14 protein-coding genes and 1 tRNA gene are annotated in these 15,923 nt (G+C 41.1%); 11 read left to right on the forward strand and 4 right to left on the reverse strand.

Features of this window, described 5'->3' with window-relative positions; all coding sequences use genetic code 11:
- Positions 1-453: 453 nt before the first annotated feature.
- The 3 genes from AWW68_RS11005 to AWW68_RS11015 form a co-directional block, all read right to left on the reverse strand.
- Positions 454-535: transfer RNA gene (locus AWW68_RS11005), tRNA-Leu, on the reverse strand.
- A gap of 236 nt (positions 536-771) precedes the next feature.
- Entirely contained in the window at positions 772-1,065 is a 294-nt protein-coding gene (locus tag AWW68_RS11010) for a putative quinol monooxygenase (RefSeq protein WP_068220887.1), read from the reverse strand.
- A gap of 79 nt (positions 1,066-1,144) precedes the next feature.
- Positions 1,145-1,885, reverse strand: coding sequence for an SAM hydrolase/SAM-dependent halogenase family protein (locus AWW68_RS11015; RefSeq protein ID WP_068220890.1), 741 nt, complete (start codon positions 1,883-1,885; stop codon positions 1,145-1,147).
- 88 nt (positions 1,886-1,973) lie between these two features.
- Between AWW68_RS11015 and AWW68_RS11020 the strand changes: the two genes are divergently transcribed.
- The 4 genes from AWW68_RS11020 (at position 1,974) to AWW68_RS11035 (ending at position 8,114) form a co-directional block, all read left to right on the forward strand.
- Entirely contained in the window at positions 1,974-2,957 is a 984-nt protein-coding gene (locus AWW68_RS11020; protein ID WP_068220894.1) for a PhoH family protein, read from the forward strand.
- On the forward strand, positions 2,917-3,357 hold the full coding sequence (locus AWW68_RS11025; RefSeq protein ID WP_068220897.1) for a GNAT family N-acetyltransferase: 441 nt from the start codon (positions 2,917-2,919) through the stop codon (positions 3,355-3,357). Before AWW68_RS11020 ends, AWW68_RS11025 begins: the two co-directional genes overlap by 41 nt.
- Before the next feature lie 160 nt (positions 3,358-3,517).
- Complete coding sequence (locus AWW68_RS11030) at positions 3,518-6,697, forward strand: TonB-dependent receptor (RefSeq protein ID WP_068220901.1); 3,180 nt, start codon at positions 3,518-3,520, stop codon at positions 6,695-6,697.
- Between the two features lie 73 nt (positions 6,698-6,770).
- Entirely contained in the window at positions 6,771-8,114 is a 1,344-nt protein-coding gene (locus tag AWW68_RS11035) for an alkaline phosphatase family protein (RefSeq protein WP_068220904.1), read from the forward strand.
- Between the two features lie 63 nt (positions 8,115-8,177).
- Here the strand turns inward: AWW68_RS11035 and AWW68_RS11040 are convergent, their stop codons facing one another.
- On the reverse strand, positions 8,178-8,786 hold the full coding sequence (locus AWW68_RS11040) for a Crp/Fnr family transcriptional regulator (RefSeq protein WP_068220906.1): 609 nt from the start codon (positions 8,784-8,786) through the stop codon (positions 8,178-8,180).
- Between the two features lie 132 nt (positions 8,787-8,918).
- On the opposite strand from AWW68_RS11040, the gene AWW68_RS11045 reads away from it, so the two are divergent.
- The 7 genes from AWW68_RS11045 (at position 8,919) to AWW68_RS11075 (ending at position 15,912) form a co-directional block, all read left to right on the forward strand.
- Complete coding sequence (locus tag AWW68_RS11045; protein ID WP_068220909.1) at positions 8,919-10,982, forward strand: ComEC/Rec2 family competence protein; 2,064 nt, start codon at positions 8,919-8,921, stop codon at positions 10,980-10,982.
- Complete coding sequence (locus AWW68_RS11050; protein ID WP_089082293.1) at positions 10,979-11,752, forward strand: enoyl-CoA hydratase/isomerase family protein; 774 nt, start codon at positions 10,979-10,981, stop codon at positions 11,750-11,752. Before AWW68_RS11045 ends, AWW68_RS11050 begins: the two co-directional genes overlap by 4 nt.
- A 184-nt stretch (positions 11,753-11,936) precedes the next feature.
- Positions 11,937-12,317 carry a hypothetical protein gene (locus AWW68_RS11055; RefSeq protein ID WP_068220914.1) on the forward strand — a complete coding sequence of 127 codons (381 nt, stop codon included), beginning with the start codon at positions 11,937-11,939 and terminating at the stop codon, positions 12,315-12,317.
- A 121-nt stretch (positions 12,318-12,438) separates the two neighbouring features.
- Positions 12,439-14,373, forward strand: a complete 1,935-nt coding sequence (locus AWW68_RS11060) for a RecQ family ATP-dependent DNA helicase (protein WP_068220916.1) — start codon at positions 12,439-12,441, stop codon at positions 14,371-14,373.
- Between the two features lie 36 nt (positions 14,374-14,409).
- Entirely contained in the window at positions 14,410-15,000 is a 591-nt protein-coding gene (locus AWW68_RS11065) for a hypothetical protein (protein WP_068220919.1), read from the forward strand.
- A gap of 2 nt (positions 15,001-15,002) precedes the next feature.
- Entirely contained in the window at positions 15,003-15,368 is a 366-nt protein-coding gene (locus AWW68_RS11070) for a hypothetical protein (protein ID WP_068220922.1), read from the forward strand.
- Positions 15,346-15,912: an NUDIX hydrolase gene (locus tag AWW68_RS11075; protein ID WP_245660230.1), complete on the forward strand. Its 567-nt coding sequence runs from the start codon at positions 15,346-15,348 to the stop codon at positions 15,910-15,912. Before AWW68_RS11070 ends, AWW68_RS11075 begins: the two co-directional genes overlap by 23 nt.
- The last annotated feature ends 11 nt before the right edge of the window (positions 15,913-15,923 follow it).

The following is a 15,923-nucleotide window of genomic DNA, read 5'->3' on the forward strand; positions in this document are numbered from 1 at the left end:
CCTCGGCCACCGCGGCACAGGTAAAGACAAAGCCTTCAATAACGACTTCGGCAAGCTGGTGATTATTAGGTAGTCTATATAGTTTGGACATTTCGCTCCTCTGGAACTCACTTTACTTTTAAGTTTGGTTGTTATAACATTAAGATCCTGCGGAGCTAGGGTTTGCAGTCGGCCTATTGGTCTTTGCTCTAAGACTAAATTGTATTAGCACGTTTCTGGCTACAGCGTAGCCCAATGTCATAACCAAAGTGTTTTGACCGAATCCTGAGCTTCGTAGAAGCGGTATCCTTTTTCATCCCGACCGTAACGGAGGGATCAGCCAAGAGAAATAGTGTTGAAACGAAAATTCGATAGGGCAGATCTTTCGGCAAGCTCAAGGTTGGAAAGATCGGGTAAGTTCTCCGATAAATTCAGTGGTAAAAAGAAAAAGCCCCGACAATGTCGAGGCTTTTGTACCTTGGGCCGGAGTCGAACCGGCACGTCCGAAGACATTGGTGTTTGAGACCAACGCGTCTACCAATTCCGCCACCAAGGCATTTGGAGAACGTTTCTCCCTTGAAATTGGGAGTGCAAAAATGGATAAAGATTTTTTATTAAACAACACTGAAGTAAAGGAAAATTGATCTGATCGTCATTCCGGAATTTTTCTGCTCAAATTAAAATGGGGAAGAAAAATTCCGGAATCTCTTTTCTCACTAGCCATAGTGAGATGCCGGATAGAATAGGCCCTTTTTTAAATTTAAGGCCTATTCTTCCGCTATGACGTACTTATTACACCTCAACCACCTTCTTAGAAGAAAACGCCACTGGCTTATCGGCAAACTTAGCTTTGGTAGCTTTCCACACTTCACCAAATAGAGGTGAGAATCTATACTGATTCAAATGCTCTTCAGACTCCCAATAGCTGTAGGTAACGAAAATATTATCTTGGTTGAAGTCTTGCATGAGTTCCAAGTGCTGACAGCCTTCAAAGTTTCTGATCTTCTCTTTAGTGGTGTGGAATAGTTCTAAGAAAGCATCAACTTCTTCGGGCTTAAAGGTCATTCTTACTATGCGTACTAACATGTCTAAATTATTTGGTAGCGAGACTTTTGTCTACACTATGATTATTTCTTTTGCTGAGACACCAGAAGTGGCCGGGTCATTAATCTTCAAACTGAATAGTTACAGGGCTGTCATATTCCAAACCAAGCAGTTGGCTTCCATTTCCTTGATTGATGCCAATCATTAATTGCTCTCCATCAGTGAATACAATAAACACATCTCCAGGGTCTACTTCGTCTACCGAAGATTGCACTCGTTTTACTTTCTCTCTTGCAAAGAAGATGGTGTACCTTCTTTCTCTGCTTAGAATATCGAAATCTACTTTGTCAATATTGGTTATGAGGTTACCGAAATGATCTACGTGAATTACATGGCCTGAAATTTCCTGTTTAGTGGCTCTTGACTTTCTACGCATAAACTGCTTGTATTCAGCAGCAGGTTCACCCATATTTTCTGGCTTTACACCTTGTGCTAATTTGGCTATGGCGGCTGGTATTTCCTTGTTCGGGTTTTTCTCAGTCCTTAATTGATAAACCTGAGTTATTTGATCAGAAATAAGACTGAGTACTCCATTATCTGGCGCAACAAACAAATGTTCTTCAATCTGCGCAACCAAATAGATGCCACGGCTGTTTCCTCCTATGAGGTGTATGGTGCCTTTCGGGAAGTCTCTAAAAACTGAGCCAACAGTGTATGACAAGTGTGCAATATCGAAGGCTTTGATTTCATGAGAAATGTCAACCACTTGAGCCTCTGAATACTCCGATAGAATTCTCGCCTTATATTGCGCCACGTAGTGGTCACTCCGTCCAAAATCTGAAGTGAAAGTAATAAGGGTCATATGTGCTTTTGGCGTTAATTCTATAATTTAGTGATAGCAAAAGTATTGAAAATTTAGGCTTAGACAATCATTTAGAAGCATCTGAAATTTGGTAGAAAAACTTATAACTCTCGATAATATTACTATGGTCGATTTCCTCGGTGTGGGGAATGAAAATATTAAGGAAGTAGCCTCTGCTTTTCCAAAAAGCAAGATCGTTTCAAGAGGAAATGAACTATTGATAAAAGGAAGTGCTTCTGAGATCATCCAGATCAATGACATCGTTCAGTCATTGGTAAAGCATTATCATAAATTCGGAAAAGTAACGCAAGAAAGCGTTAGGTCTTACGTACGTAGCGAAATCAGTCATTTAGACAAAGATGCTAGTGATGAGACACTGGTTTATGGTAACAGGGGCAATGTAATTAAGCCTAAAACCAACAATCAAAGAAAGTTGGTTGAGGCGGTGCATAACAACGACTTAGTGTTTGCCATTGGGCCTGCTGGTTCGGGTAAAACTTACATTTCTGTGGCAATGGCTGTTAGAGCCCTGAAGAATAAGGAGGTACAAAAGATTATTATTACCAGGCCGGCTGTAGAAGCAGGTGAGAACCTCGGGTTTCTTCCTGGTGACCTGAAGGAAAAGATAGATCCGTACTTAAGGCCTATTTACGATGCTTTAGGTGAAATGATACCTTCCGAAAAACTCAAGTTCTATCAAGAGAATAATATCATAGAAATTGCTCCGCTTGCCTACATGAGAGGTAGGACGTTGAATAACGCTTTCGTACTTTTAGATGAGGCGCAGAACACTACATCTATGCAGATGAAAATGTTTCTTACCCGAATGGGACCAAACTCCAAGGTGATAGTAACAGGAGATGGTTCTCAGGTAGATTTGCCTCGTCATCATCATTCAGGGCTGGCCGAAGCAGTGCGACTTTTAAGAAACGTTAAGGGCATTGCTACCGTAGAGTTGGATACGAAGGACGTGGTAAGACACAAATTGGTTAAAGAGATTATAAACGCATACGACAAACCGACTAAAAAAAGTGATCAGAGTAAAGAAAATAGAGAATCAGCAGGAGCTTGATGAAGCTTTTGAAATCAGAAGAGAAGTATTCATTGTAGGGCAAGCCTGTCCGGAAGAAGAAGAGTTCGATGATTTCGATGAAGAAGCCACGCACTTCATAGCCTATGTAAAAGGCGAACCCGCTGGTACGTGTAGATTTAGAACCACCTCTAAAGGCGTAAAGCTTGAGCGCTTTGCTGTTCTAGAGAAATTCAGAGGAGAGGGTATTGGTAAAAGATTAGTGCAAACCGTTTTGGGTTACTTGGATAAGGAAGACCTAGCGGAAGGTACTTTGATATACCTTCACTCTCAAGTAGCGGCCATGGGCCTTTATACCCGCTTTGGCTTTGAAAAAGTTGGCGAAATGTTCGATGAAGTAGGTATCGATCATTACGAAATGCAGAAAAAGGTTCAGGGCTAAAGAATAGCCTTCAACCTTAAACCCACCTTTACTGTCGGATTAATGTTGGGTTAACAATCTGACAGTTTTCTTATGCTTGTGTTAATTAAGGGCGGCATGTTAATTTTTAACATATCGGCCTAGAGTACTTAGGATAGCTTCGAACCAAAATGCTATCCTTATGAGACTAACAAACCTAATCAAGAAGAGTCAGGCCTTTTGTGCCCTGATGCTGCTTATGTTATTTGGCATAAGCACTTCGGTATTCGGTCAAGCTACCGATGCCAACATTCGTGGTGTTGTCAAAACAGACGACAATACTACACTTCCGGGAGCTTCCGTAGTGCTTAAAAATACCGCTACGGGCTTTGAAACTGGAACATTAACTAGCGCCACTGGCGAATTTCGTTTCCGCCAAGTACCGTTGGGCGGTCCTTATGAAATCACGGTTTCCTTTGTGAGTTTTGGAACTCAAAAGAAAGAAGGTTTCTTCATCAACCAGAGAGACCAACTGGAAATCAACTTTACATTAAGCGAGTCGGCTGTTGATTTGGAAACTTTTGTGGTGACCGCAGATCAGCTAAGAACCAGCATAGACCGACAAGGTGAGGGAACTTTGATTGATGCTGGACAAATTCAGAACCTTCCCTCTGAAGGAAGAAACTTTACCAACCTAGTGAGCCTCTCTCCACTTCAAGGAGGCGGAAGCATCAACTTGGGTGGTCAGAGAAGAACCTCAACCAATGTAACTATCGATGGGTTGAATGCTAGAAACACTCTTACTGCAGGTGAAATTGGCCGTGGTCCTTATACTATTTCGCAAGAAGCTATCCGTACTTTCGAAGTTTCTACCAACGATTATGATGTAACTCAAGGCCGTCAGGGTGGAGGAGCCATCAAAGCTGTAACCAAGTCGGGTACTAACGATTTTGTTGGTAGCGCCTTTGTCTTCCACAGAAATGAGAACCTTCAGAATAAATTCGATATCAGAGAAAACGAAAGAACCGCTGAGTTCAATAATACTCAGTATGGGTTAAGTGTAGGCGGACCAATAATCAAAGACAAGGTACACTTCTTTGCAGTGTATGAGCAGCAAGATGCTACTGAGCCATTATTTATTGCCGACATCAATACTGAAGATGATGAGAACAGATTGGGTGTAACGGATGCTAACCTGAACAGGTTCTTACAAATTGCAAGAGATAAGTATGGACTTTCTGACGATCAGCAAGTAGGTCAGTTCGAAAGAAGCTCTGAAGCTAATACATTCTTTGCCAGAATAGATTGGCAGTTGAATGATATTCATAGACTGACCATCAAGAACAACTATAACAAGTGGTTCAGACCGTTCAATACTAGTGATAACTCAAGCATAGAAGTTAGAGAGAGCTGGTCAGACTTTGAGTCGAAAGAAAATACTTTGGGCTTGTCATTGCGTTCTGCCTTCAACGCCAACTTTACTAATGAGTTTAAGCTACAGTATCAGCATGCTGAAAGAGCTTTCCAAGCTAGCCCATTGTTGCCTTCAGCCAATATTCCAAGAGCTATTGTAAACATCAACTCTGTATTGCCAAATGGTTCTAACAGAACAATTACTGCTCAGATTGGTGGTCAACGCTTTACGCCAGAAACTAACTTAGAAAAGCAAGTTCAGTTTACTAACACGGCTTATTTAACAAGCGGAAAGTTCAACTTTACTTTCGGTACAGATAACATGATTACTTATCTGGAAACTTTACTTTCCAATGAGCAAAACGGTAGGTTCTTCTTCGACTCATTAGATGATTTCGATAACCTAACGCCAAGCAGATATGCTAGAGAGGTGCCACTTCAGGGCTTGCCTTTGGTAAAGCAAACGGTATATGACCTTTCACTTTTCGCCCAGGCAGAGTTTCAGCCTCACCCAGACGTAGACTTAACGGCTGGCTTGAGATGGGATGCTACTATTTTCAGCGAAGCTGCTGAGTTTAACCCGCTAGTGTTTAACGAACTTGGAATCAGAACAGACAACAAGCCTTCAGACTTAGATAATATTCAGCCAAGGCTACAGGCTATCTGGAATGTTGGTGGAAAAGATACAGATGTAATTAAGCTAGGTGGAGGTATTTTTAACTCACAGCCTCACTATTACGCTCAGGTAAATAACATTCAGAATTCAGGTACTTTATTAGGTGCTATTGACGTAACGGGTGCCAATGTGCCTACTCCTGATTTCAATTCTTATAGAAACGATCCGAGTACTGCTCCTGGTGTTCCTGCTGGTCAGACTCCATTCAGCACAATCAATGCTGTGGGCGATGATTTTGAAGTGCCTACTATTGCTAAAATGAACTTGGATTATACCCACTACTTCGATGATAGATATTCAGTATCAGTTAACTTCATTGCAAGTAAAACCACCAATAATTATGTATACCAAGAGGCCAACTTAGTTCAGCAGCCGTACTTTGTTACTCCTGAAGGTAGAGAGGTGTTTGTTCCTGCTAATACTATTACTAGTGGCGGTATTACAGACTGGACAAACAGCAGAATCTCTGATCAAATTGGTAGAACATTGGTGCTTGAGTCTGAGGGTATTGTTAGACAGCAAGCCCTTATTGTTTCTGGTTCAGCTAGAGTGGGAGAAGATGGTTACGTAAATGCCAGTTTCACTTGGAACAGATCTAAAGACAACTCTTCTTACAACTGTTGTGTGGCAAATACCTCAACTTTCCTTCCTGTTACTGGAGATCCGAGAGATTTAAACTATGGCTTCTCTGACAACAATTTTAGAGAGAAGTTAGTGGTGAATGCTGCAACTCCTTCGTTCTACGGTTTTGTGCTTGGTGCTACAATTACAGGAACTGGTGGAACTCCATTCAACTTTGTGGTAGACAACAATAATAGAAGTGCAAATGGTGACTTCAACCTTTCAAACGACCAAGCCTATATCTTCGATCCGAATGATCCGGCAACTCCTGAAGCTATTAGAAATGGTTACAACGAGATTTTGGATGATCCTGAGGTACCACAACATTTCAAAGATTACTTGAGAGATAATTTCGGAAGGTTTGCCGAGAGAAATGCCGGTGTTAACCCATTCTTTGCGAACATAGACTTAAGGTTGATTAAGAAGTTTAAGTTGCCTCATGGTCATGGTTTAGAATTCTCTGCCGACCTATTCAACTTTGCCAATTTCTTGAACAAGTCTAAAGGTAATACCCACAATTATGGAAGAAACCGTGAATTGATGAGAATCACCGGTTTCGATCAGGCAACCAATGCCTATGAGTATTCAGTGCAAACAGGTTCGGCCAACGAGCCAATAAGCGGAACGCCTTGGAGGCTTCAGCTTGGCCTGAAATACACCTTCGGTCAGTAATTAGTTAGTTTTCTTCATAGTGTAAAGGCGGGTAGACGAATAAGTCTACCTGCTTTTGCTAATCATATTATTCATGAAAAAAGTATTATTCATTTTAACGCTCTTGGCCAGCTTTGCAGCAAGTGCTCAAGAGCGACTTTCTGACCATGTGGTTTTGGTTTCCATAGATGGCTTTAGGCCAGATTTTTATATGGAAGAAAAATGGCCAGCTGCATACCTTAAGTATATGGCCGAAAATGGAGCCAAGGCCGAAGGAGTAAGGGGTGTTTTTCCTACAGTTACATATCCTTCTCACACCACTTTGATTACGGGGGCCAAGCCAGCCCGACATGGTGTTTTTTATAACTCTCCATTCGAAGAGAACGGCCAAACAGGTGCTTGGTATTGGTTCGAAAACCAAATAAAGGTGCCAACTCTGTGGGATGCTGTTAAAGCAAAGGGAATGAAATCGGCCTCATTCATTTGGCCAGTTTCAGTAGATGCGCCTATTGATTATAACCTGCCAGAGTTTTGGTATTTAGAAGGTGGAAGCGACAGAATTCAACCTATGAGGGACAAAGATGTGCCTGATGGATTTTTAGAAGAACTAGAGTTAGAAGTAACTGGAAAGTTAAATCAGAGAACCTTCAACGGTGATTATATGAACCGTGAAGACCGAACTGGTGAAATGGCTGCTTATGTGCTAGAGAAGTATAAGCCAAACCTGATGACCTTGCATCTTATTGCAACTGATCACTTTCAGCATGAAGGAGGAAGAGATGGTGAAAAGGTAGCTTTTGCACTTGCTGCTGCAGATAGAGCCATCGGTAAGATTTGGGAAGCAGCCGAAAGAGCTGGTATTGCCGATAGAACTACCATCATAGTATCGGGAGACCATGGCTTTGTTGATGTTCATACAAGGTTAGCTCCAAATGTATGGCTGCAGAAAGAGGGATTAATAGGAAAAGAGAAAGACAGAGGTAACTGGAAGGCTGCTTTTCATACTTCTGGGGCATCGGCCTTTTTACACTTAAAAGACAAGAATGATCAAGCCACTTTAAAGAAAGTAAGAGCTGCAATAGAAGCACTGCCAGAAAGAACTAAAAAGCTTTTCAGAATAGTAGAGAAAGAAGAGCTTAACCAAGTAGGGGCAGACCCGAATGCTTCCTTTGGTATTGCACCAATTCCAGGAGTGGCCATGTCGTCATCGGCTACTGGAAACGATGTAGTGTCTGGCGGGGGAGGTACCCACGGTTATTTTCCTGAATTCAAGCAGATTGAAACTGGTTTTGTAGCCTTTGGTGCTGGAGTGCAGAAAGGGAAGACCATCCATATTATGGGCTTGGAAGATGTAGCGCCTCTAATTTCAGAGCTGCTTCAGCTAGATTTTGAAGCACCAGATGGAGTATTACTTCCGGGTATTCTCAAGCAAAAATAAGAGCGATTAGGTTGTTGTACAGACTGCTCCAGAGCAGCTAGACTTTGGGCAGTCTGTTAACCTTTACAACGCCTTTTTCAAGATAATGCTCTTCCCTAAATCTAACTGCTTAAGTTGTGTGCTCACAGTTTGTCGGGTCATGCCCGAAAGATCTCCCAAGTCTTGCATACTGAGTTCACTTAGTAGGTTTCTAGTTCTGCCGTAGGCATCTTTTACAACGGTATTTAACTCAGTAATAATCGATTTGAGGTTCTCTTTTTTGTCTAGACCACGAATTTTGAAAAGACGAGTTTCTGCAATGCACCATCTTCTTACCACTTTTCTATTAAACCAAGCAGAAGCCACTGGGTCTTCTTCAATGATTCGCTTGAAAAAATCGAGCTGATAAGCTCTTAAAGTGGTAGGCATAATAGATTCGGCATACTCAAAAAACTGCCCATCTAAATACCTCAAATTACCAAAAGTAAATGAAGGGGGAAGAATGTCGTAGGTTACTTTCTGGGTTTGGTTGCCATAGCTGCCAAGTTTTACAGCGCCACTAACCACCTCATACATATAATGGGTAGATGCTCCAGGCGTATAGATAGAATGCCCTTTGGGAACAGTGTATTCCTTCATTACAGCTTTTAAGTCGTAGGCTGATGACTGGTTGAGGTAGTCGTAGAGCTCCATCTTATTTTTTGCTCAAAGTAAATTCACTAAATTCAACAGGCTGTGAACTCAATATTGCTTTAAGTTTAAGAGTGATTAATGGTTTAATAACTGAGTAAAGTTGAGTTTACTGCATCAATAAGCAACAACACAATGTTTCAGCGGTTTCCATTTGTTCGCTTCACTTTTTTCTTTGCTCTAGGTATTGTTTCTAGGCATTACTTGGGCGAAGTTGTCCTAGTACCGGAACTACTGCTTTTTGCCGTTATCCTTGGTTATCTGTTGCTGCTATTTAAGAATTCACTTGAATATCAGCGGGTATTGGCAATTCTAAGTTTTGTGTTGCTCTTTAGTTTAGGGGCCTACAGGTTAGATTTCTATTTGGTAGATGATGAAGGAGATTTTGAGTCAACCAAGGCTTACAAAGCGCAATTGATTAGTGAACCAGAGGAAAAGAAAAATTCGGCAAGAGCCGTTTTGGAGGTTTATGAATTGCTCAATGATTCTGGTTGGGTAAAAAGTGAAAGTAGAGTAAATGGCTATTTCTCAAAAGAGGAGGGGGTAGCTCTTTCTTATGGCGATTTACTTCTAATTGATGGAACTCCGAATGAAACCACTCCTCCTGCCAACCCGGGCGAGTTCGATTATAGAAACTATCTGGCATACCAGAATATTCATTTTCAGCAGTTTGTCGGTGATGATTTTGATGTAATAGGCCATGCTGAACCCAATTGGTTTGTGGCAAGAGCTATAAAAATTAGAGAAGTCTGTGTAGCCCAGTTAAGCCAGTATATAGAAAATCCAAAGTCTAGAGCAGTTGTGTTAGCCTTGGTTCTCGGTGTGAAAGATGAGCTGGATAATGAATTGATTCAATCATTTTCTGCAACCGGTGCCATGCATGTGCTGGCTGTTTCGGGTTTGCACGTTGGGATTATTTTCGGAATCATATTTTGGGTGCTGAAGGCTGTTGGGCTCCACAAAAGAAAGTACAGATGGTGGATGGCCGCTATTAGTATTCTGGTTCTTTGGACTTACGCTTTACTCACAGGTCTGTCACCCTCGGTGCTTAGGGCAGTTACCATGTTTTCCTTTGTGGCCTTGGGGCGTGCACTTTTTAGGAAGGGAAATATCTACAATACGCTATCTCTTTCTGCCTTGGCATTGCTGCTTTACAATCCTTACCTCATTATGAGTGTTGGCTTTCAGCTCTCATTTCTAGCAGTATTCGGAATAGTATACTTGCACCCAAAAGTCTATGGACTATGGCAAGTTGACAACTGTTTTCTAGACAAAGTCTGGACGATAACCTGTGTGTCAATTGCGGCCCAATTAGCTACAGGCCCCTTAAGTATGCTGTACTTCCATCAATTCCCAACTTACTTTCTGGTTTCCAACTTATTCATCATTCCTGCTGCCTTTGCCATTCTGATTGGTGGACTGATACTCTTAGCTCTTTCTTTTGCTCCAGCCATTGCAGCATTATTTGGAATTGTTTTAGGAGGACTGGTCAGCTTGGTGAATTGGTTGGTATCTCAAGTCAGCGGCTTTCCAAACAGCACTATCGATGGCGTTTACTTTTCCATACTAGATACATGGTTAGTATATGCTGTTTTAGGTGGAACAATTCTGTTTTTGGTAACTAAGAAGGGTGCCTATTTGAAGTTAGGTTTGAGCTGTGCCTTGGCTTTCGGTATTTCGCAGATTGCCCATTTTAGCTCCTACTCAGATTCGCTAGAGCTTTCTGTGTTGAATGCTTCTAATCATTCAGTAATAGATCTGCGTACTGGTTTTAAGGGGAGAGTTTTTGCCAATGATGAGTTTTTGAACGATCCTGAAAGTCAACAGTTCAGCTTATCTGGAAAAAGGCTAATGTCTGGGGTGAAGCAGCAAATAACGGAAGATGAATTAGCTGTTCCACATACCAAACTCCCTTTTGGCGAACTTATAGTACTTGATGGAAAATCAATCCTTTGGTTGAACAGCCCACTTGGCGACTTTGACTTCGACCGGATAGAAGTTGATTTTCTTATCATTTCTAACAATGCGATTAAAAGCTTGAAACAGTTAGAAGCATTCATTTTAGCCGATCAGATTATTCTGGATAAGTCTAATTCATTCTACACTCAAAGAAGTTTACTGGAAGAGGCTAAGGAAAACCGAGTTGATATACACCAAGTCAGTGCCAATGGCTATTTTAGCAGTCTATGGAGAAAATGACATTTGTTGAATATTCGGTAAAAGACAGAATTTGTACCATAACCCTCAACAGGCCTGACAAGCGAAACGCTCTGAACGAGCAGGTTGTGAGTGAATTGAAGCAGGCATTTGCTTATGCCGCTGAAGATATTGACGCCAAGGTGATTGTTTTGGCTGCTAGAGGTTCAGCCTTTTGTGCAGGTGCAGACTTGGCCTATTTACAACAGCTTCAGAAGAATACTTTTGAAGAAAATTTAGCCGACTCTAATCACTTGAAAGAATTGTTTTACCAAATCTACACTCATCCGAAAGTTGTCATTGCTAAAATCCAAGGTCATGCTATTGCAGGTGGTTGTGGATTGGCTACCGTTTGCGACTTTTCGTTCACTGTTCAAGAAGCTCAGTTTGGCTATACCGAAGTAAGAATCGGGTTTATTCCAGCTATAGTTAAAGTGTTTTTGTTGAGAAAGATTGGAGAAGGAAAAGCAAAAGAATTGCTGCTTTCTGGTGATCTGATTTCCGCAGAAGAAGCTAAAGATTTCGGTCTTGTGAATAAGGTGGTTGGAGAAGATGAGTTGGATGGAACGGTAAGCGATTTTGCTAAGAAGTTAGTAAAGAAGAATTCTGGCCAATCTATGCAGTTCACCAAGCAAATGATTGCTGGGGTTCAAGAAATGAGTTTAGAAGATGGTTTGAATCACGCTGCAGAACAAAATGCCAAAGCCCGAGCCTCAGAAGATTGTCAGAAAGGAATTTCATCTTTCTTAAATAAAGAGAAGCCTAGCTGGTGACCCCTAAATCCCCTAAAGGGGACTTGGATGGAGTAGAAGCTTTATCTTTCACCCTTTAGGGTTGGGGTAAATATTGGATTCCAAAACCGAATCTGGTCTTAGGGTCACCCTGAGACCATAAATACACTCAGGCTTGTATTTGGGTTCGTTTAGTGCCTAAACGATAGCTAAAAACGATAAACATATGAAGGCAGTCTTTTATTTTTTGGTTTTCCTCAGTATTTCCAATTTTTCTCAAGACAACTGTCAATCAGTCAGGACTGGTGAGTTTGTGTTGAAGTCAGAAGAATTTGGAGACTTTCTGATCACTAGAACCGAAAAGAATCAAGTTGAATACAATGAGAAATCGGGAATAAAAATGAAGTACTCATTAAAGTGGTTGGACAACTGTAAATATCAACTGTTCAATTCGGAAGTTTTAAGTGGAGATGATTCTTTGTTAGGTAATGAAGGAGATACTTTGACTGTTACCATTCTCGAGGTTGGCAAGGATTATTATAAGGTAGCTACAACGGCAAACTTTAGTGATTTATCTTTAGAAACAACACTTAATATTATAAAGTAATTCAGTTGCTGAATATGGCACAATTCCTTAAATAGTTAGACTTATCTGTTCTTAGGGGCACCCATAGGCTTTTAAGATGATTAACCATTTTCTGATCAACCGATCACTATATTCAAAAAAAATGAACCAGCCAATAGACATCCTTAAACAATACTGGGGATACGATGCTTTTCGTCCGCTGCAGGAGGATATAATACAGGCTGTAATTGAGCAAAATGATGTATTGGCCCTGCTGCCAACGGGTGGAGGTAAATCCATTTGTTTTCAGGTGCCGGCCATGGCAATGGATGGATTGTGTTTAGTGATTTCTCCTCTTATTGCTCTGATGAAAGATCAGGTACAGCAACTACAAAAACGGGGGATTTCTGCTGCTGCATTACATGCAGGGCAAACCAAAAGAGAGATTGATTACCTCTTGGATAATGCGGCCAATTCCGACCTCAAGTTTCTCTATTGTTCACCAGAAAGGTTGAAGACCGAGATTTTCATTGAGCGTATTAGGAAAGTAGCCGATAGACGCGGTGTAAGCCTTATTGCTGTAGATGAAGCGCACTGTATTTCTCAGTGGGGCTATGATTTCAGACCCGCTTATTTGGAAATAGCCGACCTGAGAGAGGTTTTGCCCAAGACGCCTGTAATTGCTCTCACTGCTACGGCAACCCCAAAGGTGCGAGAGGATATTCAGAAACGACTGAATTTCAAGTCGGCCAAGGTTTTTACAAAAAGTTTTGCACGTCCTAATCTCTCATATTCTGTTCGGTATGAAGAACACAAAGAGCGAAAGCTGCTCGAAGTTCTGCAAAAGATTCAGGGTTCTGCAGTGGTTTATGTAAGTACTAGAAAGCATGCTAGGGAAGTTGCTCAAATGCTAAGTCAGTATCATATTTCAGCGGATTTCTATCATGCTGGCCTAACCTTTCAGGAGAGAAATATTAGGCAAGAGGACTGGATTCACAACCGAACCAGAGTCATTGTTTCTACCAATGCTTTTGGAATGGGAATCGATAAGCCCGATGTACGAGTTGTGGCGCATATGGATTTGCCAGATAATCTGGAGGCCTATTATCAGGAAGCTGGCCGTGCGGGAAGAGATGAGAAAAAGGCTTTTGCTGTAGTCATTTGCAATCAGGCCGATATTGAGCATATAAGACGAAAAACAGAACAGTCTTTACCCGATTTAGATACGCTCAAGGAGGTTTATCAAATGCTTGGAAATTACTACCAATTGGCTGTTGGTAGCTGGCCTCAGGAAAGTTTCGACTTTGATTTTGATGAATTTTCGAAACGCTTTAAACGTCATCCACTAGAGATATTCAATGCGGTTAAAGTGCTGCAGGAACAGGGGCTCATCACGCTCTCAGAGTCTTTCTTCAGCCCAAGTAAACTCAAATTCAGGATTGACCAGCGAAAGTTGTATGAGTTTCAGATAGCCAATGCTCAGTTCGATCCGCTAATAAAAGCACTACTAAGACTTCATGGCGGGGAGCTATATCAGAACTTCGTTAGTCTTCAAGAAAACAACCTTTCTGCTCTTTTGGGCACAAGTGTAAGCCAACTTCGCGCTAGCTTAAAGCATTTGAGTCAACGAGAGATTGTAGAATACAATGAGCAAAAGGAAAAGCCACAGCTGAGTTTTCTTAGCCCTAGGAAAGCCCCTGATAAATTAGGACTCGACCAAAAAGCACTAAATGCTAAGCGAAAGCTGAAGCTAGATAAAATGGAGTCGGTAATCTCTTACCTGCACAATGAAGAAGACTGCCGAACCAAGTTGCTATTGGCTTATTTTGGAGAGAAGGATTATAAAAACTGTGAGGTATGCGACAACTGTCTGAACCGACATAAGCACGAAAAGGACGGCTATCATCGAGTTCATTACAAAAAGCAAATACTAGAGTTGTTAGCTAAAGATGAGGACTTCAATGAAGATGAAATGGTGAGAGTGTTAGACCCTTCAGACAAAACACTCTTTCTAAATTTGCTTTCTAAGTTGATCGATCATGGAGATTTGCATTACAACGAATTCGGCTTTCTGAAACTTTCACGAACTATCAAATAAGTCTTTTAGTTGAAGCCTTATCATTACCTTTGATTTATGAGCTTTTTCGATGATGTAGTAGGTAAACTCTTCGGTAAGCAGCCCTCAAAAGCCGCTTATATACACGAAGTATTGGAGCGATCTGAAAAGCAGTTGGCTAACTATCAGGCATGGCTGCACACAGAGGAGGGGATAGACTTGCTAAAGGAAATTGAACGCGGTTACTATCTTAAAAAGCAAGGCATGCTTTCAGAGATAGATGTACATTTGCTAGACAGTAAATATGCCAACGGCTTTGCTATCAGTTATAATGAGAACATAGGGAAAGAAAATTTTCGAAATATTTTCGACTACCTAAAAGAGAAAGTTCTAGAAAATGGCTACAAAATTGCTCAAGCAGATAGAAGAATTCTGGACAAGGAGAGTCATGAGGAAACGATAGAAAAATGGTATTTAAAGCCAATTTCAGAAGAACTTGAGGCAGGAATTGTAAACCAGAGGTTCGGTAATGTACTCATTGAGAAGATTGATGTAGACAGAAAGCCCAGTTATATAAAATTTATGGCAAATGTCTATCAAGATCGCCAATATACAGAAGCAGAACCTTTTCAGGATTTACTCGATAAAGTCTTTGATATAAAACCATAAACATGAGAAAGTATTTAGTAGTACTACTTTTAGCTATTGCTGCGGTCGGTATAAAGCCAGAAGCGCAGGCTCAAATTTTCAATACTAAGTTGAAAATTACTGTTGTAGACGATTTAGGGAATGTGGTAGTTGCTGCCAGAGTAACCTTGTATGCCAACGCAGCAGACTATAAAGCTGAGAAAAACCCAGTACAAGAGTCTTTATTAACCAGCAAAAAAGGAGTTGTTACTTTTAAAAAGCTTACAAGGAAAGAATATTACGTAAGAGTTGAGAAAGACGACATGACCAATGCTGGTGGTGGAGAGATAATCTCCGATTTAGAAATGAAAAAGTTGAATAAAGCCAATGTCGTCATCTCCGAACTTTGACAAACAGGTATTAAGAAATATGCTAACGGCCTATGAGCCGAGCAGCGAGATAGAAAAGGCATTCCGTGAGAGAATGCTTTTTTTGCTTAACAATTACCCCAACTGTTTCGAGCGTAGCTTGCTCCATGCTCACTTTACGGCCTCTGCTTGGCTAGTAAACAGAGAGCTTACTCATTGTTTGCTTACTCACCATGCTAAACTTAACCGATGGCTTCAGCTTGGAGGTCATGCCGATGGCGACTCTGAATTGCGTAGAGTTTGTTTGAAGGAGGTTACAGAAGAGTCGGGCTTAAAAGACATCTGTCTGGCAGATGGCGAAATCTTTGATTTAGATATACATTTTATTCCCGAACGTAAGGGTATTCCGGGCCACGATCATTATGATGTTAGGTTCTTGGTTTACGGAAACATGGACGAAACAATTCAGATCAATCATGAGTCTAACTCCATGAAATGGGTTAAGTTAGAGGAAGCTAAGACTTACTTTCTAGAAAATGATTCTATTAGCAGAATGATTAGTAAAACTGAGAAGTTAAGAAATTAGCAAACCCATTT

Source organism: Roseivirga spongicola, assembly GCF_001592965.1.
Taxonomy (GTDB): domain Bacteria; phylum Bacteroidota; class Bacteroidia; order Cytophagales; family Cyclobacteriaceae; genus Roseivirga; species Roseivirga spongicola.

Coding starts and splice junctions, on each gene's coding strand:
- AWW68_RS11030 (WP_068220901.1), top strand. CDS start 3,518: ATGAGACTAACAAACCTAATCAAGAAGAGTCAGGCCTTTTGTGCCCTG.
- AWW68_RS11015 (WP_068220890.1), bottom strand. CDS start 1,885: ATGACCCTTATTACTTTCACTTCAGATTTTGGACGGAGTGACCACTAC.
- AWW68_RS11060 (WP_068220916.1), top strand. CDS start 12,439: ATGAACCAGCCAATAGACATCCTTAAACAATACTGGGGATACGATGCT.
- AWW68_RS11070 (WP_068220922.1), top strand. CDS start 15,003: ATGAGAAAGTATTTAGTAGTACTACTTTTAGCTATTGCTGCGGTCGGT.
- AWW68_RS11045 (WP_068220909.1), top strand. CDS start 8,919: ATGTTTCAGCGGTTTCCATTTGTTCGCTTCACTTTTTTCTTTGCTCTA.
- AWW68_RS11055 (WP_068220914.1), top strand. CDS start 11,937: ATGAAGGCAGTCTTTTATTTTTTGGTTTTCCTCAGTATTTCCAATTTT.
- AWW68_RS11075 (WP_245660230.1), top strand. CDS start 15,346: ATGTCGTCATCTCCGAACTTTGACAAACAGGTATTAAGAAATATGCTA.
- AWW68_RS11050 (WP_089082293.1), top strand. CDS start 10,979: ATGACATTTGTTGAATATTCGGTAAAAGACAGAATTTGTACCATAACC.
- AWW68_RS11065 (WP_068220919.1), top strand. CDS start 14,410: ATGAGCTTTTTCGATGATGTAGTAGGTAAACTCTTCGGTAAGCAGCCC.
- AWW68_RS11040 (WP_068220906.1), bottom strand. CDS start 8,786: ATGGAGCTCTACGACTACCTCAACCAGTCATCAGCCTACGACTTAAAA.
- AWW68_RS11035 (WP_068220904.1), top strand. CDS start 6,771: ATGAAAAAAGTATTATTCATTTTAACGCTCTTGGCCAGCTTTGCAGCA.
- AWW68_RS11010 (WP_068220887.1), bottom strand. CDS start 1,065: ATGTTAGTACGCATAGTAAGAATGACCTTTAAGCCCGAAGAAGTTGAT.